This is a genomic window from Lysobacter ciconiae (genome assembly GCF_015209725.1).
GTDB classification, from domain to species: domain Bacteria; phylum Pseudomonadota; class Gammaproteobacteria; order Xanthomonadales; family Xanthomonadaceae; genus Novilysobacter; species Novilysobacter ciconiae.
Map to the genome: position 1 here is coordinate 2,621,247 of NZ_CP063656.1, position 21,823 is coordinate 2,643,069.

At 68.5% G+C, this 21,823-nt stretch carries 20 protein-coding genes and 1 pseudogene; 8 read left to right on the forward strand and 13 right to left on the reverse strand.

Going from position 1 to position 21,823, the window contains the following annotated elements; all coding sequences use genetic code 11:
- Positions 1 to 1,617 (reverse strand): annotated as a pseudogene (gene ctaD, locus INQ41_RS11820) (cytochrome c oxidase subunit I).
- Positions 1,618 to 1,661: 44 nt separating this feature from the next.
- A complete protein-coding gene (coxB, locus tag INQ41_RS11825) occupies positions 1,662 to 2,540 on the reverse strand; it encodes a cytochrome c oxidase subunit II (protein WP_193984722.1) in 879 nt (292 codons plus the stop codon).
- 448 nt (positions 2,541 to 2,988) lie between these two features.
- On the opposite strand from coxB, the gene putA reads away from it, so the two are divergent.
- Positions 2,989 to 6,216, forward strand: a complete 3,228-nt coding sequence (gene putA / locus INQ41_RS11830; protein ID WP_193984724.1) for a bifunctional proline dehydrogenase/L-glutamate gamma-semialdehyde dehydrogenase PutA — start codon at positions 2,989 to 2,991, stop codon at positions 6,214 to 6,216.
- Between the two features lie 156 nt (positions 6,217 to 6,372).
- Entirely contained in the window at positions 6,373 to 7,284 is a 912-nt protein-coding gene (locus INQ41_RS11835) for a formate/nitrite transporter family protein (protein ID WP_193984725.1), read from the forward strand.
- Between the two features lie 76 nt (positions 7,285 to 7,360).
- On the opposite strand, the gene arsS is transcribed toward INQ41_RS11835, so the two are convergent.
- From arsS to INQ41_RS11860, 5 genes are all read right to left on the reverse strand, one after another.
- Positions 7,361 to 8,335, reverse strand: a complete 975-nt coding sequence (gene arsS, locus INQ41_RS11840) for an arsenosugar biosynthesis radical SAM (seleno)protein ArsS (protein WP_193984727.1) — start codon at positions 8,333 to 8,335, stop codon at positions 7,361 to 7,363.
- Positions 8,328 to 9,188: a sterol desaturase family protein gene (locus INQ41_RS11845; RefSeq protein WP_228076603.1), complete on the reverse strand. Its 861-nt coding sequence runs from the start codon at positions 9,186 to 9,188 to the stop codon at positions 8,328 to 8,330. Before INQ41_RS11845 ends, arsS begins: the two co-directional genes overlap by 8 nt.
- A 79-nt stretch (positions 9,189 to 9,267) precedes the next feature.
- On the reverse strand, positions 9,268 to 9,996 hold the full coding sequence (locus INQ41_RS11850; RefSeq protein ID WP_193984729.1) for a TIGR04282 family arsenosugar biosynthesis glycosyltransferase: 729 nt from the start codon (positions 9,994 to 9,996) through the stop codon (positions 9,268 to 9,270).
- Positions 9,963 to 10,700: a glycosyltransferase gene (locus INQ41_RS11855; RefSeq protein ID WP_193984731.1), complete on the reverse strand. Its 738-nt coding sequence runs from the start codon at positions 10,698 to 10,700 to the stop codon at positions 9,963 to 9,965. The genes INQ41_RS11850 and INQ41_RS11855 overlap by 34 nt, the downstream gene beginning before the upstream one ends.
- A gap of 15 nt (positions 10,701 to 10,715) precedes the next feature.
- Complete coding sequence (locus tag INQ41_RS11860) at positions 10,716 to 12,953, reverse strand: FAD-dependent oxidoreductase (protein ID WP_228076815.1); 2,238 nt, start codon at positions 12,951 to 12,953, stop codon at positions 10,716 to 10,718.
- Here INQ41_RS11860 and msrB point away from each other — a divergent pair, their 5' ends adjacent.
- From msrB to INQ41_RS11880, 3 genes are all read left to right on the forward strand, one after another.
- Positions 12,954 to 13,538, forward strand: coding sequence for a peptide-methionine (R)-S-oxide reductase MsrB (gene msrB, locus INQ41_RS13390; RefSeq protein WP_343224925.1), 585 nt, complete (start codon positions 12,954 to 12,956; stop codon positions 13,536 to 13,538). It abuts the gene before it with no gap.
- A 308-nt stretch (positions 13,539 to 13,846) separates the two neighbouring features.
- Positions 13,847 to 14,335, forward strand: coding sequence for a peptide-methionine (S)-S-oxide reductase MsrA (gene msrA, locus INQ41_RS13305; RefSeq protein ID WP_248285351.1), 489 nt, complete (start codon positions 13,847 to 13,849; stop codon positions 14,333 to 14,335).
- A 54-nt stretch (positions 14,336 to 14,389) separates the two neighbouring features.
- Positions 14,390 to 15,106: a DUF1499 domain-containing protein gene (locus tag INQ41_RS11880; RefSeq protein WP_193984738.1), complete on the forward strand. Its 717-nt coding sequence runs from the start codon at positions 14,390 to 14,392 to the stop codon at positions 15,104 to 15,106.
- Here the strand turns inward: INQ41_RS11880 and INQ41_RS11885 are convergent.
- The 4 genes from INQ41_RS11885 to INQ41_RS11900 all read right to left on the reverse strand — a co-directional run bounded on the left by INQ41_RS11885 (position 15,076) and on the right by INQ41_RS11900 (position 17,580).
- Positions 15,076 to 15,609, reverse strand: coding sequence for a hypothetical protein (locus INQ41_RS11885; RefSeq protein ID WP_193984740.1), 534 nt, complete (start codon positions 15,607 to 15,609; stop codon positions 15,076 to 15,078). The two genes, INQ41_RS11880 and INQ41_RS11885, sit on opposite strands and share 31 nt — an antisense overlap.
- A 143-nt stretch (positions 15,610 to 15,752) precedes the next feature.
- The gene (locus tag INQ41_RS11890; protein WP_193984742.1) at positions 15,753 to 16,202 is read right to left on the reverse strand and encodes a hypothetical protein; all 450 of its coding nucleotides are present in this window, start codon (positions 16,200 to 16,202) and stop codon (positions 15,753 to 15,755) included.
- A gap of 83 nt (positions 16,203 to 16,285) precedes the next feature.
- On the reverse strand, positions 16,286 to 16,720 hold the full coding sequence (locus tag INQ41_RS11895; RefSeq protein WP_193984744.1) for a hypothetical protein: 435 nt from the start codon (positions 16,718 to 16,720) through the stop codon (positions 16,286 to 16,288).
- A 128-nt stretch (positions 16,721 to 16,848) separates the two neighbouring features.
- Entirely contained in the window at positions 16,849 to 17,580 is a 732-nt protein-coding gene (locus INQ41_RS11900) for an HAD family hydrolase (protein WP_228076604.1), read from the reverse strand.
- 99 nt (positions 17,581 to 17,679) lie between these two features.
- On the opposite strand from INQ41_RS11900, the gene INQ41_RS11905 reads away from it, so the two are divergent.
- The gene (locus INQ41_RS11905; protein WP_193984746.1) at positions 17,680 to 18,156 is read left to right on the forward strand and encodes a hypothetical protein; all 477 of its coding nucleotides are present in this window, start codon (positions 17,680 to 17,682) and stop codon (positions 18,154 to 18,156) included.
- A 61-nt stretch (positions 18,157 to 18,217) separates the two neighbouring features.
- On the forward strand, positions 18,218 to 19,384 hold the full coding sequence (locus INQ41_RS11910) for a PQQ-dependent sugar dehydrogenase (protein WP_193984748.1): 1,167 nt from the start codon (positions 18,218 to 18,220) through the stop codon (positions 19,382 to 19,384).
- 131 nt (positions 19,385 to 19,515) lie between these two features.
- On the opposite strand, the gene INQ41_RS11915 is transcribed toward INQ41_RS11910, so the two are convergent.
- Together INQ41_RS11915 and INQ41_RS11920 are read right to left on the reverse strand one after the other, a co-directional pair.
- Complete coding sequence (locus tag INQ41_RS11915; RefSeq protein ID WP_193984749.1) at positions 19,516 to 19,929, reverse strand: EF-hand domain-containing protein; 414 nt, start codon at positions 19,927 to 19,929, stop codon at positions 19,516 to 19,518.
- Positions 19,930 to 20,110: 181 nt separating this feature from the next.
- Complete coding sequence (locus tag INQ41_RS11920) at positions 20,111 to 20,869, reverse strand: N-acetylmuramoyl-L-alanine amidase (RefSeq protein ID WP_193984751.1); 759 nt, start codon at positions 20,867 to 20,869, stop codon at positions 20,111 to 20,113.
- Between the two features lie 124 nt (positions 20,870 to 20,993).
- Between INQ41_RS11920 and INQ41_RS11925 the strand changes: the two genes are divergently transcribed.
- Positions 20,994 to 21,800: a hypothetical protein gene (locus INQ41_RS11925; protein WP_193984753.1), complete on the forward strand. Its 807-nt coding sequence runs from the start codon at positions 20,994 to 20,996 to the stop codon at positions 21,798 to 21,800.
- Positions 21,801 to 21,823 lie beyond the last annotated feature (23 nt).

Consider the following 21,823-nt stretch of genomic DNA (forward strand, 5'->3'; position numbering starts at 1 on the left):
TCAGTGGGTGACATCGCCGTGGGCGAGGTCGCCGTCGCGGATCACCGGCGGCAGCGTGAAGGTGTGGTGCGGCGCCGGGCTGGGCACCGTCCACTCCAGGCCACGCGCGCCTTCCCAGGAACGCATGGCCGCCTTGGCACCGTACTTCTTGGAATGCAGCAGGATGGCGAACATCAGGAACGGCGTGACGAACATGCCGAACGCGCCGATCGAGCTGACCAGGTTCCAGTCCGCGAACACGACGTTGTAGTCGGGGATGCGGCGCGGCATGCCGGCCAGGCCGAGGAAGTGCTGCGGGAAGAACAGCAGGTTGACGAACACCATCGTCCACCAGAAATGGATCTTGCCCCAGGTCTCGTTGTACATGCGGCCGGTCCACTTGGGCCACCAGTAGTACACCGCCGCGATCAGCGCCAGCACCGAGCCGGTCACCAGCACGTAGTGGAAGTGGGCGACCACGAAATAGGTGTCGTGGTACTGGAAGTCCGCGGGCACGATCGCCAGCATCAGGCCGGAGAAACCGCCGATGGTGAACAGGATCACGAACGCGACGGCGAACAGCATCGGCGTCTCGAAGGTGATCGAGCCGCGCCACATGGTGGTGACCCAGTTGAAGATCTTCACCCCGGTGGGGATGGAGATCAGCATCGTGGCGTACATGAAGAACAGCTCGCCGCCCAGCGGCATGCCGGCGGTGAACATGTGGTGCGCCCAGACGATGAACGACAGGAACGCGATCGCCGCGGTCGCGTAGACCATGGCCTGGTAGCCGAACAGCGGCTTGCGGCTGAAGGTCGGAATGATCTCGGAGACAATGCCGAACGCCGGCAGGATCATGATGTAGACCTCCGGGTGCCCGAAGAACCAGAAGATGTGCTGGTACATCACGGGATCACCGCCGCCGGCGGCGTTGAAGAAGGAGGTCGCGAAGAACTTGTCGGTCAGCAGCATCGTGACCGCGCCGGCCAGCACCGGCATCACCGCGATCAGCAGGAACGCGGTGATCAGCCAGGTCTAGGTGAAGATCGGCATCTTCAGCAGGTCCATGCCCGGCGCGCGCATGTTGAGCACGGTGGCGATGACATTGATCGCGCCCATGATCGAGCTGACGCCCATCATGTGGATGGCGAAGATCTGGAAGGCCACGTTGGAGCCGCCCTGCAGCGACAGCGGCGGGTACATGGTCCAGCCACCGCCCATCGCGCCGCCCGGCAGGAACAGGGTCATCAGCAGCATCGCGAACGCGAACGGCAGGATCCAGAACGACCAGTTGTTCATGCGAGGCAGGGCCATGTCCGGCGCGCCGATCTGCAGCGGGATCATCCAGTTGGCCAGGCCGACGAAGGCCGGCATCACGCCGCCGAAGATCATCACCAGCGCGTGCAGCGACGTCATCTGGTTGAAGAATTCCGGGTCGACGAACTGCAGGCCCGGCTGCGCCAGTTCGCTGCGGATGACCACAGAGAAAGCGCCGCCGATGATGAACATCACGAAGCTGAAAAGCAGGTACAGCGTGCCGATGTCCTTGTGGTTGGTGGACAGCAGCCAGCGTTCGACGAAACCCTGCTTGTGGGCGTGGTCGTCATGCGTATCGGTGACGGGGTGCGTGGCAGCCATGGCCTACCTCTGGGATTCGTTGGGTGCAAACGCCGGCATGGCGATCAGCGGGCGACCGCGACTGCAGCCGCGGGGTCGGTTTGGGTGGGGGATTCAGTGCTGGGCCGGGCGCTCTGCGGGACCGCGGTCGCGACATCCGCGCCGGCCTTCCTGGCGGCCAGCCACTGCTGGAACTCTTCCTTGGGCACCGCGCGCACCACGATCGGCATGAAGCCGTGGTCCTTGCCGCACAGCTCCGCGCACTGGCCGCGGTAGATGCCCGGGGTGTCGATGTCGGCCCAGGCCTCGTTGATGATTCCCGGTACGGCGTCCTGCTTCCAGCCCAGCGCCGGCACCCACCAGGAGTGGATCACGTCGTCGGCGGTGATCACGAAGCGGACCTTGGTGTCGACCGGCAGCACCAGCTCGTTGTCGACTTCCAGCAGGTAGGTCGGATGCTCGTCATGGCCGGGCACGATGCCGCTCTGGCGGATGCGGTCGTGCTCGCGGTCCAGCCGGCTGACGAAGCTGACGTCCTCGCCCAGGTACTCGTATTCCCACATCCACTGGTAACCGGTCACCTTGACCGTCATCTCCGAATCGCGGTGGTCGTACATCTTCACCAGCTTGGTGGTCGCCGGCGCGGCCATCGCCACCAGCAGGATCACCGGAATCAGGGTCCAGACGATCTCCAGGCGGGTGTTGTGGACGAACTTGGTGTCGGCGACCGCCCCGCGCGACTTGCGGAAGCGGAACATCGCGATGCCCATGGCGATGAACACCGCCACGCCGATGCCCAGGCAGATCCACAGGGCCAGCATGTGCGCGTCATAGGCGTTGTTGGACAGCGGCGTGACGCCGCGGCCCATGTTGAGCTGCCAGCGCACGGGGTCCGCGCTCTGGGCGAACGCCAACATCGGAGTCGCCATTGCGGCGAGCGCCATGGCGGTTTGCGTGAAACGACCGGCTTTCATCAATTCGAGCCCCAAGATCCGCTTGTTAGTCAGGTGGTGATGCTGTTCCGCTCCGCGGGTAGCCACTGCGAGGTCCGCGCCGGAGTGCCGCGGGTGGTCGAAGGGTGCCGGCGAGCCCGCCCGGGGCCCGTCACGTCGATGCAGACGCTACGGATAGTCCGCAGAAGGGTATCCCCGCGGATGGATCGCGGCAAGCGATCCCCTGCCAGAGTCACGCCGCAGTGTCCTTGATCCGGATCATCGCCGGCGAGCCGTCTGCCCGCTGAACGCGCGTCGACGCCCAGCTGAACCGCCCGTGGCCGGTGCCGCCCGGACGGCCTGAAAGCCCCACTGTGCAAGGCATCGGGCAGGGTTTGCCCCTAGACTATGCGCCTGCCATTTCCTGGCGGCTTTCCGTCGCCCTGCCTGAGCGGTATCGATGACCATCCCATCCCCTTTCCCCGGCCTGTCGACGCCGCCTGCGCCGTTGATCAGTCCCGAGTTGCCCCCCGCCGGTTCTGGTTCCCGCGCCGCGCTGGCCGCGGCGTGGTCGCGCGACGAGGCCAGCCACGTGCGCCAGTTGGCCGAGCAGGCCACCCTGCCGCCGGCCGAACAGGCCGCGGTGCAGGCGATGGCCGCCGACCTGGTCCGTCGCGTGCGCGCGCGCGCATCCGAACAGGGCGCCATCGAGGCCTTCATGCGCCAGTACGACCTGGGCAGCGAGGAAGGCGTGCTGCTGATGTGCGTGGCCGAGGCCCTGCTGCGCATTCCCGATCCGATCACCACGGACAAGCTGATCCGCGACAAGCTCGGCGATGCCGACTGGAAGCGCCACGTCGGCCAGTCCGATTCGGTGCTGGTCAACGCATCGACCTGGGGACTGATGCTGACCGGGCGGCTGGTCGACCTCGCCGATGGCACCAAGCGCGACGTGCACGGCGCGTTCTCGCGGCTGGTGGGCCGGCTCGGCGAGCCGGTGATCCGCCTGGCCGTGCGCCAGGCGATGCGGATCATGGGCCACCAGTTCGTCATGGGCCGCACCATCGGCGAGGCCCTGGCGCGGGCAAGGAAGGGCGACAACGCCCACTACCGCTACTCCTACGACATGCTCGGCGAAGCCGCGCTGACCGCCGCCGACGCGGCGCGCTACCTGCAGTCCTACCGTGACGCGATCACGGCCATCGGCAGCAGCGCCAGCTACGTCGGCAGCGACGTGTTCGCCACGCCGAGCATCTCGGTCAAGTTGTCGGCGCTGCACCCGCGCTACCAGCACGCCCAGCGCAGGCGCGTGCTCGCCGAGCTGACCCCGCGCGTGCTCGAGCTGGCCCAGCTGGCGCGGCGCCATGGCATCGGCTTCACCGTCGACGCCGAGGAAGCCGACCGCCTGGAGCTGTCGCTGGACGTGTTTGCCGCGGCCTATACCGACGCTTCCCTGGAGGGCTGGAACGGTTGCGGGCTGGCGATCCAGGCGTACCAGAAGCGCGCGCCGGAAGTGATCGACTTCATCGCCGACCTGGCCCGCCGCACCGGCCGCCGGATCCCGGTCCGGCTGGTCAAGGGCGCCTACTGGGACAGCGAGATCAAGCGTGCCCAGGTCGACGGCTACCCCGGCTATCCGGTGTTCACCCGCAAGCCCAACACCGACGTGTCCTATCTGGCCAACGCACGGCGCATGCTGGCGGCGGCCGATGCGATCTACCCGATGTTCGCCACCCACAACGCGCAGACCATCGCCGCCGTGCACGCGATGGCCAACCGCGACGGCCAGCGCGTCGAGTTCGAGTTCCAGAAGCTGCACGGCATGGGCGATGACCTGTATGCCGAGGTGATCCCCGCCGACCGCCTGGACGTGCCGTGCCGGGTCTACGCGCCGGTCGGCAGCCACGAGGATCTGCTGCCCTACCTGGTCCGCCGGCTGCTGGAGAACGGCGCCAACTCCAGCTTCGTCAACAGCATCACCGACGAGAGCGTGCCCGTTGCCGACCTGGTGCGCGATCCGCTGCAGGCGGTGGCCGCGTTCGACAGCATCCCCCACCCGCGCATCCCGCTGCCGGTGGATGTCTTCCGTAGTTACGCCGATTCACTGAAGTATTGCGACAGGAGCAATTCGATGGGCGTCAATCTTGCCGACGATGACCGGCTGCGCGAGCTGGCCGAGCAGGTCAACCACGCCGCGGCCCAGGAATGGCGCGCCGCGCCGCTGGTGCCGGGCGCCACCCCGTTGGGCGACGCCCGCGCGGTGACCAATCCGGCCGATCGACGGCAGGTGGTCGGCCACTGGCTGCCGGCGAGCACCGAGGTGGTCGAGAAAGCGCTCAGCAACGCGGTGGCCGCGTTCCCCAGGTGGAACCTGACCCCGGCGGCGGACCGCGCGGCGATCCTGGAGCGCGCCGCCGACATGCTGGAGTCGCGCATGGGCGAGTTCATCGCGATGTGCACACGCGAGGCGGGCAAGTCGATTGCCGACGGCGTCGGTGAGGTCCGCGAGGCGGTCGACTTCCTGCGCTATTACGCCAGCCAGGCGCGGATCATGTTCGAGCCCGAACCGCTGCCCGGCCCGACCGGCGAGTCCAACACGCTGGAACACGGCGGCCGCGGCGTGTTCGTGTGCATCAGCCCGTGGAACTTCCCGCTGGCGATCTACCTGGGCCAGGCGGCCGCTGCACTCGCCTCGGGCAATACCGTGATCGCCAAGCCGGCCGAGCAGACCAACCTGATCGGCTATGCCGCCACGCGCCTGATGCACGAGGCCGGCATTCCGGAGGACGTGCTGCAGTTCGTGCCCGGCGAGGGCGCCACCGTGGGCGCGGCATTGACCGGCGACCGCCGCATCGCCGGCGTCGCCTTCACCGGATCCAACGAGACCGCCAACGCGATCAACCGCGCGCTGGCCGCACGCGACGGCGCGATCGGCACCCTGATCGCCGAGACCGGAGGCCAGAACGCGCTGATCGCCGACTCCTCCGCGTTGCCCGAGCAGCTGGTGCAGGACGCGATGAACTCGGCCTTCACCTCGGCGGGCCAGCGCTGCTCGGCGGCGCGGGTGTTGTTCGTGCAGGAGGACATCGCCGACAAGGTGGTGACGATGCTCGCCGGCGCGATGGCCGAGCTGAAAGTCGGGGACCCCGGCCTGCTGTCCACCGACGTGGGCCCGGTGATCGACAACGACGCGCTGGAGATGCTGCAGAAACACGCCGACCGCATGGACCGCGAAGCCACCCCGATCGCGGTCGTGCAGCTGGACGAGGACACTGCGCACGGCACCTTCTTCGCGCCGCGCGCCTACGAGCTGCGCTCGCTCGACCAGTTGAAGAAGGAAGTGTTCGGGCCGGTGCTGCACGTGCTGCGCTGGAAGGCCGACGACCTGGACGGGGTGATCGACGCGATCAACTCCACCGGCTACGGCCTGACCTTGGGCGTGCACTCGCGCATCGATGCCACGGTGGAGCGGATCGCGGCGCGCGCGCGCGTTGGCAACTGCTACGTCAATCGCAACCAGATCGGTGCGGTGGTCGGCGTGCAGCCCTTCGGCGGGCAGGGACTGTCGGGCACCGGCCCCAAGGCCGGCGGACCGCAGTACATGACCCGCTTCACCACCGAGAAGACCGTCACCATCAACACCACGGCGTCGGGTGGCAACGCCTCGCTGCTGACGCTGGGCGACTGATCCTGAGCGGGTGATCCTGCATAGATGATCCGAGCCCGCCTGCCCTTGTCGTATTGCATCCGTGCATGCGACGGGGGCGCCAGGGGATGCATCGGCGTCACAGCCACCTGTGCGATAAACGTCCGGCGCAGCCACTGCGCCAGCACCAGGTGACCCATGCCCGACGAGATCGACAAGGACGCGCGCAAGCGCGACGACGAGGCGGCCGAGGCGCGTGACGAAGCCGAGGTCGAGGAAACCCTGAAGGAGGAGTCCGACAGCGGCTTCTCGCTCTCGGACGAGGAACGGCGCGACGTCGAGGAGCGCGGTGCGCCGCGCGCGGCGCTGCTGCACGAGATCATCCGCCGCGCCGGCCAGGAGGAGCTCAAGCGCAACATCGCCACGCTGGCCTGGTCGGCGTTTGCCGCCGGGCTGACGATGGGGTTCTCCTTCCTCGCCCGCGGCGTGCTGCACCGGCACATGGAGGGGCTGCCAGGGGCGTTCCTGATCGACTCGATGGGCTACACGTTCGGCTTCCTCGCGGTGATCGTGGCCCGCCAGCAGCTGTTCACCGAGAACGTGCTCACCGCCGTGCTGCCGCTGATGACCAAGCCCAGCGCACACAATTTCGGTCGCCTGCTGCGACTGTGGTCGGTGGTGCTGGCGGGCAACCTGGTCGGGGCGACCGTGTTTGCCTTCGGCCTGCTGCACATGCAGCAGTTCGATGCCACCGGGCAGGCCGCCTTCGTCGCGATCGGGCACGAGCTGATGGAGAACAGTGCGCTGGAGATGTTCACCAAGGGCATCCTGGCCGGATGGATCATCGCGATGATGGTCTGGATGATGGCGGCCACCGAGCGCGCACGCGTCGCGATCATCCTGATCTGCACCTACCTGATCGCGATCGGCGGATTCACCCATATCGTGGTCGGTTCGGCGGAGGCGATGTACATGGTGTTCGCCGGCGAGTCCTCGTTTGCGGACGCCGCGCTGCGCTTCGCCCTGCCCACCTTGGCCGGCAACGTGGTCGGCGGCAGCCTGATCTTCGCCCTGCTCAGCCACGCCCAGGTGCGCAGCGGCGGCGACTGAGCGGGTGCGAGCGGGCGACATGCGCCGGCGGGCCGCTGACCGGACGCCGGGTTGATCGCCCTGCCCGGCCGGACGCCTACACCAGTGCGCCGCCGCAGCTGGAGCCCTGCCCCGCCGTGCAGCCGTAGCAGTGTTGCGCTGTGGCGATCGCGCGGGTCACCGGACCGCCGAGCAGGTCGCGCAGGTGCGGCCGGGGTGCATCGCTGGCGGAGGGTTCGCGCGCGCCCAGCGGCAGGTCCAGCATCTGGTTGAAATCGCAGTCGTAGACATGGCCCAGGTAGTCGACGCTGATCAGCGAGCGGCACATCACCCCGGCCAGGTTTTCCGTGCGGTGCGCCTGCTTCAGGGTCGCCATGTAGGGGGCGAACTCGCCCTTGGACACCAGCCACGAGCCGTAGCGCTGGATCGGCATGTTTGCCATCGTGTAGAGCCGGTTGAACACGATGCCGAAGTCGTCCTGCATCAGGCGCCGGTAGTCGGCCTGCAGCTGCGCCTGCGGGGGCGGCAGGAACGCACCGTTGGGGTTGTAGACGAGGTTCAGGACCAGCCCACTGCCGGGCTGCCCGTAGCCCAGCGTGTTGAGGGTCCGCAGCGCGCGGATGGAGGCCTCGAACACGCCTTTGCCGCGCTGCTCGGTGACATTCTGCTCGCTGTGACAGGGCAGCGAGGCGATCGCCTCCACGCTGTGGCGGGCCAGGAATTCGCCCACCCAGTCGTAGCCAGGCTCTTCCATGATGGTCGGGTTGAGCCGGTCCATGACATGCAGGCCGGCATCGCGGGCCTGCTCGACCAGCCAGCGGAAGTGCGGATTCATCTCCGGCGAGCCGCCGGTCACGTCAAGCGTGCCCACACCGTGGCGGGCGGCCACCTGCAGCGCGAGCTCCATCGTCGGCCGGTCCATCAGCTCGGTCCGGCGCGGGCCGGCGGCGACGTGGCAATGGATGCAGCTGAGGTTGCACAGATAGCCCAGGTTGAGCTGCAGGGTCTGCAGCCGGCCACGCGTGATGCGCGGGAAATCGCTGTCGCGCAGCAGCGGCCAGGTGTCATGCATCGGGGGTTTCCTTGTCGGCGAAGCGAGCCGGCGCTGGTCCGGCCACCGGCGCGGCGCGGAACGGCTGCAGCAGCAGCGCGGGCAGCCCAAGCTCGTCAGGCGTACGCCATTGCCTCAGGCCGATCGGCATCTCACGCTCCGGACGCAGCGGGCGTGGCGTGTAGCTGCCAAAGAGTCGATCCCAGGCCGACAGCAGGAAGCCGTAGTTGCTGTCGGTCTCGTGGCGCAGCACCGAGTGATGGGTGCGGTGCATCGAGGGGGTGACCACGGCCGCGCGCAGCCACGGCTCGATGCGCGGCGGGAACGCGAAGTCGGCGTGGGTGAACAGGCTGGCAGCCGCCAGCAGTATCTCGAACGCGACCACGCCCAGCGCCGGCGCGCCCAGCAGATAGACCAGGGTCAGCTTGATCCCCATTGAGAAGGCCATCTCCAGCGGGTGGAAGCGCACCCCCAGGGTGACGTCGAAGCCCAGGTCGGTGTGGTGCACGCGGTGCATCCGCCACAGCAGCGGGACGGTATGCAGCAATCGGTGCTGGGCGTAGATCGCGGCGTCCATCACCAGCACCGTCAGCCCGATCTCGAGCCACGCCGGCAACCCCATCAGGCCGAACAAGCCGCCGCCGCGTGAGTGCACCGACATCGCCACCGCGACCGCGAGCACGGGGAAGACCAGCCGCAGCAGCCCAGTGTTGATGAGCATCAGTCCGAGGTTCGCCAGCTGACGACGCGCCGGGCGGGCGTCGCCGCGCGCGGGCCAGATGCGCTCGGCGATGGCCAGCGCGCCGAGCACTGCGACGAAGCTGCCCAGACGCAGGGCGGCTTCGTGCTGCATCACCCAATCGCTCGGATTCATTGCGGCGCAGCCGGCACGGTGGAACGCAAGCTCCGGCGGCGCACGCGTGGGCGGCGGCGAATCGGCGCGTGCGCGGGCGTCATTGGCTCGCGTCCCTGTCCCGCATCGCAGGGGTGTCGTGCATCCATTGCGCCAGTGTGCGCTGCTCGCGGGTGGGCGAGACCAGCGCGGCCAGCGCGCGTTGCACAGGCTTCAGGTCCCCGGCGCGATCGACGTCGGTGAGCGTTGCCAGCGTTTGCCAGGATCCGTATGGCCGCAAGGATTCGTGGAACCGGTTCGCGGTATCGGCCTGACTGTAGCCGATCCGGGTCCAGGCCTGCAGCGGGACCGCCTTGTTGCTGCCGAACAGCCAGAAGCCGCCATCGCTGGCCGGACCCAACGACAGACGCGGCTCGGTCGCGCCCGCGACAGCCAACCAGCGCGTCGCCTCACCGAGCAACGACGCCGTCAGTTGCGGCGCGTCCGCGCCGATCAGGAGCGCAAAACCGTGCCGCTCGACCAGCGCCGAATGCACGCGCGCCATGCGCGTTCCCAGATCGCCATCGCCCTGGGCCAGGGTCGGCAGGCCGGTCCACGCACTTTCTGCGCCGGCTTCGGCCACCGCCCAGTACACGGTCAGTCCAAATTGTTCGCGCGCCTGGGCGGCCACCGAGGCGACCGCCTCGGCTGCAAGCTCATACCACCGCTGCGCGTAGGCCGTTCCGGTGCCGGCGGCCAAGCGTGTCTTCAGCGCCGATCGTCCCGGCGTCTTGACGAAGATCGCCAGTGCACCGCTCACCGCGGCTGCTCCGTGCGCGAGAAGCGCCACGCCTGGCGTAGGGTCTCGGCGACGTGCCGCATAGTGGTTGCGGCCCAGCCACGCGCGGCATAGCGACGGGCGCTAGTGTGGAGCGGCGCGCCGACGGCGACAACCGGCGCGCCGGCGCGACGCACGCGCCAGACCAGTTGATGGTCCTCGCCACGGTTGGTCGCCGGATCGAACCCGCCCGCCGCAGTGAACAGGCTTCGCGGCAGCACGAATCCCTGGTCGCCGAATGGCAGGCGCAGCACCCGGCTGCGCAGCCAGACGCCGGCGCTGTTGAGGCGCATCAGCGCGGGACCGTCGCCGAGAAAGCGCAGATCGAAGTAGCCCAGCGCCGATCGACCTTCTGCGACAAAGCGCGCCAGCGCCGGCAGGGTTTCCGGCGCGAGCGCGGCATCGGCATGCAGGAACCACAGCCACTGCCGGTCTCCCGCCGCGGCGCCGGCGTTTTGTTGCAGCGATCGGCCCACCGGTGAGTGCAAGACCTGCCACTGCGGGCCGGTCGGCGCATCCACGGGTGGCATGCCGCGAACGTCCGCAGACTGTCGCTCGTAAAAGGGCCCCGCTTCGCATTCCACCACAACCACCTGCGCACCGGTCGGGAGCCGGCTGAGCTGCTCGCGCAGCCGCGGCGATAGGCGGTCCCCGGGACCCACCGGGACCACGACGGTCAGCCGGGCCAGCGGCGCGAGCGCGCTGTCTGGCTCCATAACCGCAACCACCGCTCAGCCCCGCCGCCAGGCGAAGTAGCGCTTTGCCCAGCGCAGCACACCGGCCGGTGCGTTGGCGCGCTTCCAGTTGCCGGCGACGTGTTTGTTGGCTTCGGCAAAAGTCGGATAGACGTGGATCGTCCCCAGCAGCTTGTTCAGGCCGATGCCGTGTTTCATGGCGAGCACGAATTCGGCCAGCATCTCGGAGGCATGCGCGCCCACGATCGTGGCACCCAGGATGCGGTCCTTGCCCGGCGCGGTGAGCACCTTGACGAAGCCGGCATCGGCGCCGTCGGCGATCGCCCGGTCCAGGCCGTCCAGTGCGTAGCGGGTGACTTCGACCGCGATCTCCTGCTCGCGGGCCTCATCCTCGGACAGGCCCACGCGCGCCACTTCCGGATCGGTAAATGTGGCCCAGGGAATGACCCGGTAGTCGACCTTGAACGACCACCACGGGGCCAGCAGCGCGTTCACCGTCGCGTACCAGGCCTGATGCGAGGCGACGTGGGTGAACTGGTAGGGACCGGTAACATCGCCGCAGACCAGGATGTTGGGGAAATTGGTGCGCAGCATCGGGTCGGCATCGATGGTCTTGCGCTCGTTGATGCGCACGCCCAGCTCCTCCAGTCCGAAGCCTTCCACGTTGGCGCTGCGGCCCAGCGCCACCAGCAGGGCGTCGTATTCGAAGACCACCTCGGCGCCGTCGTGGTCACACACCAGCCGTCCGCCCGCGCCGCTGCCCTGGACCCGCGACGCCTTGTGGCCGGTGGCCAGATGCACGCCGTCCCGCTGCAGTTGCCGCGCGACCGCCTCGGCGGCGTCGGCATCCTCGCGTCCCAGCAGGCGCTGCGCCATCTCCACCACGGTCACCTCGCTGCCGAAGCGCGCGAAGGCCTGCGCCAGCTCGCAACCGATCGGCCCGCCGCCGAGCACGAGCAGCCGTTTCGGCAGTTCGCGCAGGCCCCACAGCTTGTCACTGGTCAGGTAGTGCGCGCCGTCCAGCCCGGGAATCGGCGGCACCAGGGGACGTGCACCGGTGGCGATGATCAGGCTGCGCGCACTCAGGCGCTGCCCGTCGACCTCGACCTCCCACGGGCTCAGCACCCTCGCCGCGCCGGTGATGACCTCCACGCCGAGACCGGTGTATCGCTCGACCGAATCGTGCGGTGCGATCCGTGCGATCACCTGCTGCACCCGCTCCATCGCGTCGGCGAAATCGAACTCCGCGGACATCGCGCGCACGCCATAGCGCTGGCTGTCACCTGCCTCTGCCAGCAGGCGCGCGGTGCGCAGCAGGGCCTTGGACGGTACGCAGCCGGTGTTCAGGCAGTCGCCGCCCATGGCGTCTTTTTCCACCAGCCCGACCCGCGCCTTCACCGTGGCGGCGATGTAGGCCGAGACCAGACCCGCCGACCCCGCCCCGATCACCAGCACGTTGTAGTCGAACCGCCGCGGCTTCCGGTGGCCGCGGTAGACCCGGCGCGCCGCCAGCCACGCGGTGAATCCCTTGGCCAGCAGCGGCAGTGCGCCCAGCAACAACAGCGCGAGCAGCAGGCCAGGCGAAAGTACACCGGCCAGCGAATCAATCCGCGCGAGTTGGGTGCCGGCGTACACGTACACCACGGTCGCCGGCAGCATGCCCAGCTGACTGACCCAGTAGAACGTGCGCAGCGGCAGCGCGGTCAGGCCGGCCAGCAGGTTGACCAGGAAGAACGGGAACACCGGTACCAGGCGCAGGGTCAGGAGGTAGCGCCAGCCGTCAACCGCGATGCCGGCGTCGATCTTCTTCAGCCGCTCGCCGTAGCGCGCCCGCAGGCGCTCGCGCAGGGCAAACCGGGCCACCAGAAACGCCAGGCTGGCGCCGATACTGCTGGCAAAGGAGACCAGCACCGTGCCTTCCAGCAGCCCGAACAGCGCGCCGGCGGCAATGGTCAGCACGGCCGCGCCAGGCACGGATGTGGCGGCGACCGCGACATAAACCAGGAAGAACGTGCCCGCCGCCAGCCAGCGGTTCTGCCCGACCCATTCGCCCAGGCCGGCTTGCCGGGCCTTGAGCTGCTCCAGGGTCAGCAGGTCGGCCAGCCCCGCTTGCCAGGCCCACAGCAGCGCCGAGATGGCGAGCAGCAAAACGAGCCAGCCCCACCGTCGCTGGAACGCGCGGTCGTCCATCCTGCCTCCGGAGTTGTGATGATCGGGCTTGCCGGACGCGTTCACCCGCCGGCCATCCCACGACGCCCAGTATGAAGCGTCCACGTGCGACTCGATAAAGCGGATGCTCGAGTCCGTCAGGTCGGCAACGCAACCGGAGACCTCCATGAATCGACGCACCGTATTGCAGGGCCTCGCTGCTTTTGCCGCATTGCCGTTGCTTCCAGCCTGTTCCCGCGCGGCCGCGCCGGCAGCCCGGCCGGCACCGCGGCGGTCACCTCGTTGGCGCACGCGCCGGCGTTCTGGCGCGACATGGTCAGCCCCGCGGCGTTCAGGGTACTTTTTGAAAGCGAAACGGAGCGCGCCGGAAGCAGCCCGCTGAATGAGGAAAAGCGCGACGGCACGTTCGTGTGCGCCGCCTGCTACCTGCCGCTGTTCGAAAGCGCGCACAAGTACGAGAGCGGCACCGGCTGGCCCAGCTTCACCCAGCCGATCGCCGGCAGCATGCAGACCAAGCGCGACTTCGTGATGCTGATTCCTCGCACCGAATACCACTGCGCCCGTTGCGGCGGCCATCAGGGCCACGTGTTCAACGACGGCCCGCCTCCGCTGGGCAAGCGCTGGTGCAACAACGGCCTGGCGCTGCGCTTCGTGCCCGGCTCCGAACCACTTCCGGCCTTGAGGGGCTGAACATGACTGCGTCCCCGTTTTTTTCCGCCGCCTCGCGACGCCGCCTCGCGTGGCCCGGGTGTCTGGCCGCCTTGTTGCTGCTGGCCGCGTGCGCCCAGCCCGCCACCGACGCGCGCGCGAGTGCCGGCGCGAACGCCGGCCCAGGCGTTGCGACCGCGTCCGCCCGGTCGGCCGTCGCAGGCGCTGACGCGTCGCGCGCGAGCCCGCCAACCTCCGCGCAGGCCACCACCACGAACATACCCGCGCCGCCAGCCGCAGCCCCACCGGCGACCGAGACCGCAATCTTCGCCGGCGGCTGCTTCTGGTGCATGGAGCCGCCCTATGACGCGCTGCCCGGCGTGGTGTCCACCCAATCGGGCTACATCGGCGGGAGCGTGGCCAACCCGACCTACGAGCAGGTGTCCGCCGGGCGTACCGGCCACGCCGAGGCGGTGAAGATCACCTACGACCCGAGCCGGGTCGATTACCCCAAGTTGCTCCAGGTCTTCTGGCGCAACATCGATCCGGTCGCCGTGGATCGGCAGTTCTGCGACGTCGGCGCCCAGTACCGCAGCGCGATCTTCCCGGTCAACGATGAGCAGCGCCGCCTGGCCGAGGCCAGCAGGAAGGCATTGCAGGCAGACCCGCGCTTCGGCCAGCAGACCATCGCGACGCGGATCGAACCGGCGGCGAGGTTCTATCCGGCCGAGGACACCCATCAGGACTACTACCGGAAGAATCCGGTGCGCTACAAGTACTACCGCTACAGCTGTGGCCGCGATCGGCGGCTGGAGGAAATCTGGGGCAAGGCAGGCTAAGGTCGGAGTCCGAGAGGCGACTCCACCGCGTCGTCCATCCGAATGGAGTCCTGCATGCGCCTTCCCCACCTGGTCCTCGTCGTCGCGCTGCTGGCCGCGCTCGTGCTGCTGATCGCCGGGCCGGGCACCAGGATGGGCCTGTGGGACTTCCGCACCGGTTTCGGTTTGATGCGCTGGGCGGCCTACATCGGCCTCGGGGCGGCGGCTGCGGCAGTGCTGCTGTTGCTGGCGCCCTCGGTCCGCCGTGCGGGAGGAATGGCGCTGGCGGCAGCGCTGCTCATCGGCCTTGGCGTTGCGTTCGTGCCCTGGAACGCGATGCGCGCTGCCAGGCAGGTGCCGCCGATCCACGACATCAGCACCGATACAGCGCGACCGCCGCAGTTCGTGGACATCCTTCCCCTGCGCGCCGATGCAGCCAATCCGGCTGAATACGGCGGCGCGGAAATCGCCCAGCAGCAGCGGGCCGCCTACCCGGAACTGCGGCCGTACACGAGCGCGCTACCGCCAGCGCAGGCGTTCGAACAAGCGCTGGAGGCGGCAAGGAAAATGGGCTGGGACATCGTCGCCAGCGATCCGGCAAGCGGGCGCATTGAGGCCAGCGACACGACCCTGTGGTTCGGCTTCACCGACGATGTCGTGATCCGGGTGAAGGCCGAAGGCGGCGGCAGCCGGATCGATGTGCGCTCGGTTTCCCGCGTCGGCAAGAGCGACGCCGGCACCAACGCCAAGCGGATCCGGGCCTACCTGGCGGCGCTGGCCCGCTTGGGGTAGTGACGCGTGAGGTCCTCGTCGATCTGGATGGGGCGCCCCCAGCGATCGTAGGTCGGCACGAAACCGCGCTTGATGCGGTCGAACCGGGCCGAACCGGGCGTAATTCCGAGTTGTTCGGCGACCGCGCTCCAGCCCTGTTCGTGGTCGCGCTGCCACAGCTCCACCACATGGCGGCACGGGCGGCCGAGCACGTCCGCGGCCGCACAGGCGTAGTAGATGTCCCCCGGCGCCCAGCGCTCGTCTTCCAGCAGGGTCTCGACCAGGTTCCGGGGCGCGCCGTAGTAGCGCACCATCTCGTCGATGAAGGACTGGCGGTAGCGCGCGCCGTAGCGGTTGACGTCCTCCAGCTGGCTGTCCACCCACGGATCGCCGCTGCGCGGATTCCAGTCGAAGCGGAAATCCTGGGCGTTGGCCGCGCCAGCACCCGCCAGCGTGGCAACCGCGGCCGCGAGCGCGAACACGCGTGTGCGCAACTTGCCGGCGATGGGGATCTGGACAGACATGGGCTACCTCGATGGCGACGCCGCGGATGATCAGCGGCCGATGACCATGTTCGGATTCCGGGGGTGAACCCCTGCCGAACTCCGCCTGGCCTCGGCCGGAGCCGTTCAGGCAGGGCGGTCGTGCGTCGTGCAAACGGACCTGATCAGCGCGAAATCACGAACTTGCCAAAGGCCACGCCCAGGTCCCAACCCTCGCCCTTGCCGGCCAGTGCCAGGGACACATCGCCCTTGGTCATGACCTGCGCCTTGGCGGATTTACCGGCACCGGCGTGGGCCTCGGCCGTCACGTAGGTGCCGAGCACGTCATTGATGTTGCTGATGCCGGAAAATTCGCCGCGCCCATCGGTAATGCGCGTCTTGCCAAAGGTGATGCCGCCGCCCTTGGTGCGGATCTTCACCGCCATCGACGCACCGCTGTCGCAGGTCACCGTGCCGGTGCCCGAGCCGGTCTTGTAGAACGCCGACCAGCCGGACAGGTTGAAGCGCAGCTCGCAATCGGCGTTGTCCGCGGCGGCGACAGGGAACGTTGCAGCGGCCAGCAGGGTGGCGAAAAGCAGCGGAGCCAGACGGGTGTGACGTTGTGGACTGGGCATGACCGATCTCCTGAAGGGGGATGCCGCCAGACTAATGGATGCACGCATTGCCGGGAGGTGAGGCCCGGCGGCCCCTGGCAGGCTCAGTCGTCCCAGCGGTGGTGGCGCTTGCCGCGACGGTCGCGGTCGTAGCGCGGATCGTAGTACGTGGTCTGGGTCTTGACCTTGCACTTGCCGTGCTTGTTGCACTTCACTTCGCGGTCGCCGTGGCCGCGGTAGCGCGACGAGCTGCCATAGTTCGAACGACCGTAATTGTTGACGTAGGCGCGGCGTGGAACGTTGCGGTAGTAGCGCCGGTTGCCGCGATCATCGCGGACCAGGATCAGGCGGTCGTTGTAACCGTAATTGCCATTGCGGTAGTACGGCTGGTCGCCGCGCAGCACCACATCGGCCACGTCGACCAGCACGCGTACCAGGTCATCGCCACTGTCCGCGCGCGCGGCGGTCGGCGCCAGCGCGATGGTGCCGAAACCGGCTGCGAGAACAAGCGGGGCGAGCCAGCGGGAAAGATGCGACATGTGGACTACTCCTTGGTTACGCCGGCGTTCCGGCCCTAGTCCGACCATGCCGGCCCGTTACTGAACGGATTTCCAACATCCCTCACGCCGCGAAATCGGCGTTCAGAACTGTCCGCATGAAGGACGCGCTAATCCGCCTGCCGCGCGGCCGCGACTACCTCGGCGACGGCCGACGGCAGCTCGGCGGCGTCGTTGACCTGACGAAAACGCCGCTCGCCCTCTGCCACCGGCGCGGCGCGCTCATGCACCCAGGTCGAGTGGTAGGGCACATGGATGCCCCAGCCGCCCAGCTCGAGCACCGGAAGCACGTCGGAGCGCAGCGAGTTGCCGATCATCAGGAAGCGGGACGCGGGCAGCCCGAACTCGTCGAGCAGCCGGCGGTAGGTTGCCGGGTCCTTCTCGCTGACGATCTCGATGCGGCCGAACAGGTCGGCCATGCCGCAGTCACGGACCTTGGCCTCCTGGTGGAACAGGTCGCCCTTGGTGATCATCACCACCGGGTGCTCGCGGGCGATCGCCTCGACCGCCTCGGCGATCCCGGGCAGCAGCTCGACCGGGTGGCGCAGCAGCTCCTTGCCCAGGCCGAGGATGCGCTCCAGGTCGGCCGCACTGATGCGCGCCTCGGAAAGCTCGATGGCGGCCTCCAGCATCGACAGCACCATGCCTTTGACGCCGTAGCCGAACACGCCGATGTTGCCGCTCTCGACCTGGTACAGGCGGTCGCGTGCGCCGCTGCGCTCCAGGTCCGTCCAGGCTCCCAGGATGCGCTCGAATTCCTCCTGGGCCGCGTCAAAGTAGTCCTGACTGCGCCACAGAGTGTCATCGGCATCGAAGCCGACCATGCCGATCGTTTTGGCCATGGCGCGATTATGCCCGCCTCGCGCGCCCGCCTGACCCGTCACGCACGCCTAACCGCGTCGGTTCCACGCTCGGATCTCCGCCGACGACCGGGAGCCGCCATGACCGCACGCTACGTGTTCAGCACGCCCGACATCAGCGCCGCCGCCGAGGCGATGGCTGCGGCACGCGCCGCCGGGGTCGAGGACGACAGGATTCTGCTCGTCGCCCGGTCGGACATCGAGCTGGGCCAGATCCCCGACCAGCGCAAGGAAGCCGAGACCGACATGCTGCCCGCCGCGGCCCGCGGGGTCGGCCTGGGCGCGGGCGCCGGGTTGTTGGCGGGGCTGGCGGCGGTCGCCATCCCGCCGCTGGGGATCACCCTGGCCGGAGCCGCCGCAGCCACGCTCGTCGGTGCCGCAGCCGGGGGCTGGGCGGCGGCGCTGTTCGGTTCGGCCATGCCCGACCCGGTGCGGCAGAAGTTCGAGGATCGCATCGAGGCCGGCGAGATCCTGGTTGTCATCGACGGCGATCCGGAAACGCTGGAGGCGGCGACGCGCGGCATTGTCAATGCGGGCGGCGAGCGGCTACCGTTCTAGGTCACCGCCTCTTGATCATCGCCTCTTGATCACCGCCGCGTCGCCCCAGCCGAGGTCCACCATGCATCACTCCCTCCCCACCCTGCTTGCGCTGGCGCTGCTCGTCGCCTGCAGCCCGGGCAATGGCACCCCTTCGGCGCCGCCCGCCGCCGACAGCGCGCCGCAGCACCCCGCCGACCAGCGGCCGTTTGTGGTCAATGAGATCACCCGCTTCGACGAGCCCTGGGCGATGAGTTTCCTGCCCGACGGCCGGCACCTGCTGGTCACCCAGAAGCGCGGGGAGCTGAAGCTGATCGGCCTGGACGGCACCTCCGCCGACATCACCGGCCTGCCGGAGGTCGCCTACGGCGGCCAGGGCGGACTCGGCGACGTGGTCCTGCATCCGGACTTCAGCCGCAACCAGCTGGTTTACCTGAGCTACGCGGAAGCAGGCGAGCGCGATACCCGCGGCGCCGCGGTGGCGCGCGCGCGCCTGACCGTCGACGGCAAGGGCGGCGGCAAGCTGACCGGTCTGGAGGTGATCTGGCGCCAGGTTCCCAAGGTCCAGGGCGACGGGCACTATGGCCACCGCATCGCCTTCGGACCGGACGGCTATCTGTGGATCAGCTCCGGCGAACGCCAGAAGTTCGACCCCGCGCAGGACATGGCGTCCAACCTGGGCAAGATCCTGCGCCTCAACGAAGACGGCACCGTGCCGGCCGACAACCCCTTCGTCGATGAAGGCCCCGTGGCCGCACAGGTGTGGTCGCTTGGCCATCGCAACCCGCTCGGGCTGGCGTTCAATGCCCAGGGCGAGCTGTGGGAAATCGAGATGGGACCCAAGGGCGGCGATGAGCTCAACCGGATCGAGCGCGGGGCCAACTACGGCTACCCGATCGTTTCCAATGGCGACCACTACGACGGTCGACCGATTCCCGACCACGACACCCAGCCGCAGTTCCGGGCGCCCGCCATCAGCTGGACCCCGGTGATCTCGCCCAGCAGCCTGATCTTCTACAACGGTGAGCGCTTCCCCGCGTGGGCCGGAAGTGCATTCGCCTCCGGCTTGTCGTCGCAGTCGCTGGTGCGCATCGCGTTTGACGGCGACAACGCGCGCGAGGCGGAACGCTTCGACATGGGCGAGCGCATCCGGGCGGTGGCCCAGGGGCCCGACGGCGACCTCTATGTGCTTGAGGACCGGCGGCGCGGACGCCTGCTGCGCCTGTCACCGCCGCCGGCGGCCGAGTGACCGCAGGACGGTTGCCTGGAACCCACGCGCACAACACCGCCGTAACGTCCCGCGCCGGATCAACCGGCGCGGGGGGGGGCGCTCAAACACCACCGGCGACCGCGACCTGCACGGCCACCGGTGGTTGTCGCTCAGTCCTGATCGTCCATCTCTTCCGGCTCGACGGCGTGGCTCCGGTCATGGGCCTCACGCTCGGCCTGGGTGATGTAACCATCGCCGTTGGTGTCGGTCATCTCGAAGTTGCTGTGGACATCGGCATTGACGCTGCCTTCGCTGCGGCTGATCCGGCCGTCGCCGTCGGTGTCCAGCTCATTCCATTGGAAGTCGTCGCGCACCTCGGACGGTGGCGATTGCAGGATCTTGTCGCTGTCGCTGATCACCGGCGGCGGCGCTATCTCCTGCTCCACCTTGTCCAGCGCGGTGGAGCTCTGGTCCTGGGCGAAGGCCGGCACGGCAATGGCGATGCCGGCGGCGAACAGGCCCAGGCACGCCAGACCGGCGGCGCGCGCGGGCAGGACGGATCGATCAACTCGGGACGTTTTCATCGGCGGATCTCCTGTGGTGTGTGGGTCGAGGGTTCGCCGGTTTTGCTGTACCGCCCATGAGCCACGCCGGCCTTGACGTGACCCTCACCGGCTCGCGACGCGCGCTTCACGAATCCGCCTGTTCAGGGCGCCCTGCAGTGCGCCGGTTGTTGCGTCGCGACATATAGCCGCGCAGGTGGAGCTACTCCGCCGTCGCCTGCGGCAGCTCCATCAACTGGAGCTGCAGGTCATGGAGGATCGCGGCATCCCCCTCGAGCCACTCGCGGTCCTGGCGGCCACGGAAGTGGCGATGGAACGCCGCCAGCGCCGCTTGCGGGTCGCGCAGGTCGTAGCCCACCAGGCGCAACGCCGCCCACGCATCGAAGCCCGCCGGCGCGGGGCCGACTGCCTCACGCGGCCACAAGCCATAGCCGGCCTGGGCCAGGCGCTGCCAGGGAAAGTGCACGCTGGGATCGTCCTTCTTGGTCGGTGCGACATCACCATGGCCCACGACCAGGTGCGGCTGGATGCCCAGGCGGTCGGTCAGGTCGGCCAGCAACTCCAGCAGCGACCCGATCTGCGCATCGCTGAAGGGCTCGCTGCCATCGTTGTCGAGCTCGATGCCGATGGAGATCGAGTTGATGTCGTCCATGCCGGCCCAGCGGCTGGACCCGGCGTGCCAGGCGCGCTCCTGTTCGGCGACCAGTTGGTAGCGGCGGCCGTCCTCACCGATCAGGTAGTGCGAGCTGACACGGCCACCGGAGTTGCGCGTCTGCAGCACCAGCAGGGCGCCCTCGGCGCTGCGCATCGCGGTGTGGTGGATCACGACCATGCGCGCACGCCGCGGCTCGTGATTGGGCGAGGGCCGCCAGTCGGCCAGCGGGTTGCGTGGCGGCGCGGTGGCACAGGCGCTGATCACCAGCAGGCCAAGCAGAACGGCAAGAAGTCGCACGGATTTCATCGGTATCGGAAACAGACGCGGCGGAACGCACTACGGTAAGCCAAGTGCGGGCACCGCGGCTTATTCACGTCCGCGCGACCAGGGTTCGGTTCTCATGACGGCCCCCTCCCCACGGACCAGCACCATGTCAAAGAGTTTCCCGCTGCAACTGCTGCTGCTCGCCTCTGGCGTCGCCCTCGCCCTGCCCGCCCACGCGATCGATGACGACCGTTTCACCTTGCGTATTGGCGCTATGAACGCCGATGCCCAGAGCACGTTGCGCGGCCGTACCGGTTTTGCCGGCGATTCGATCGGCTTCAGCGAGGACTTCGATTTTGGCGGCAAGGAAACCGTGCCCCGCCTGGAAGGCCAGTTTCGGTTCAGCGAGCGCAACCGCCTGCTGTTCAACTACTTCAATTACGAGAAGGATCGCCGGATCACGCTCGACGAGGACGTGGTCTACGACGGCAGCCTCATTCCCGCCGGCAGCTTCGCCAAGGGCGAGGTGGATTTTGAAGTCGCAAGCGTTGTCTACGACTTCGCGGTGGCCGAGACCGAGACTTTCAGCTGGGGACTCCAATTGGGTGCGGAGTACGCCAAGCTCGAAGCCAAGGTGTACGCCGAGGCGGGTGACGAAAGCTACCGCGAGCGCGAGAGCTCAGACGGCTTCGCGCCGGTCATCGGTACGCGCTTTACCTGGGCGCCTGCCGATGCATGGCGAGTGGTCGCCCAGGGCCAGTATCTGAACGCGTCCTGGGGCAGCTTCGGTGACTACCGCGGCGACCTGAGCCGGGCCAATGCGCTGGTCGAATACCGCTTCACCCCGCGCTTTGGCATCCACGCCGGCTATGACTGGTTCAAGCTGGACGTCGACAAGCGTGGCAGCGACGGCATGCTCGGCCTGGAGCAGGAGTTCAAGGGACCGATCGCGGGTATCACCTTGGCGTTCTGAACCACTGCCAACCCCGGCCCAAT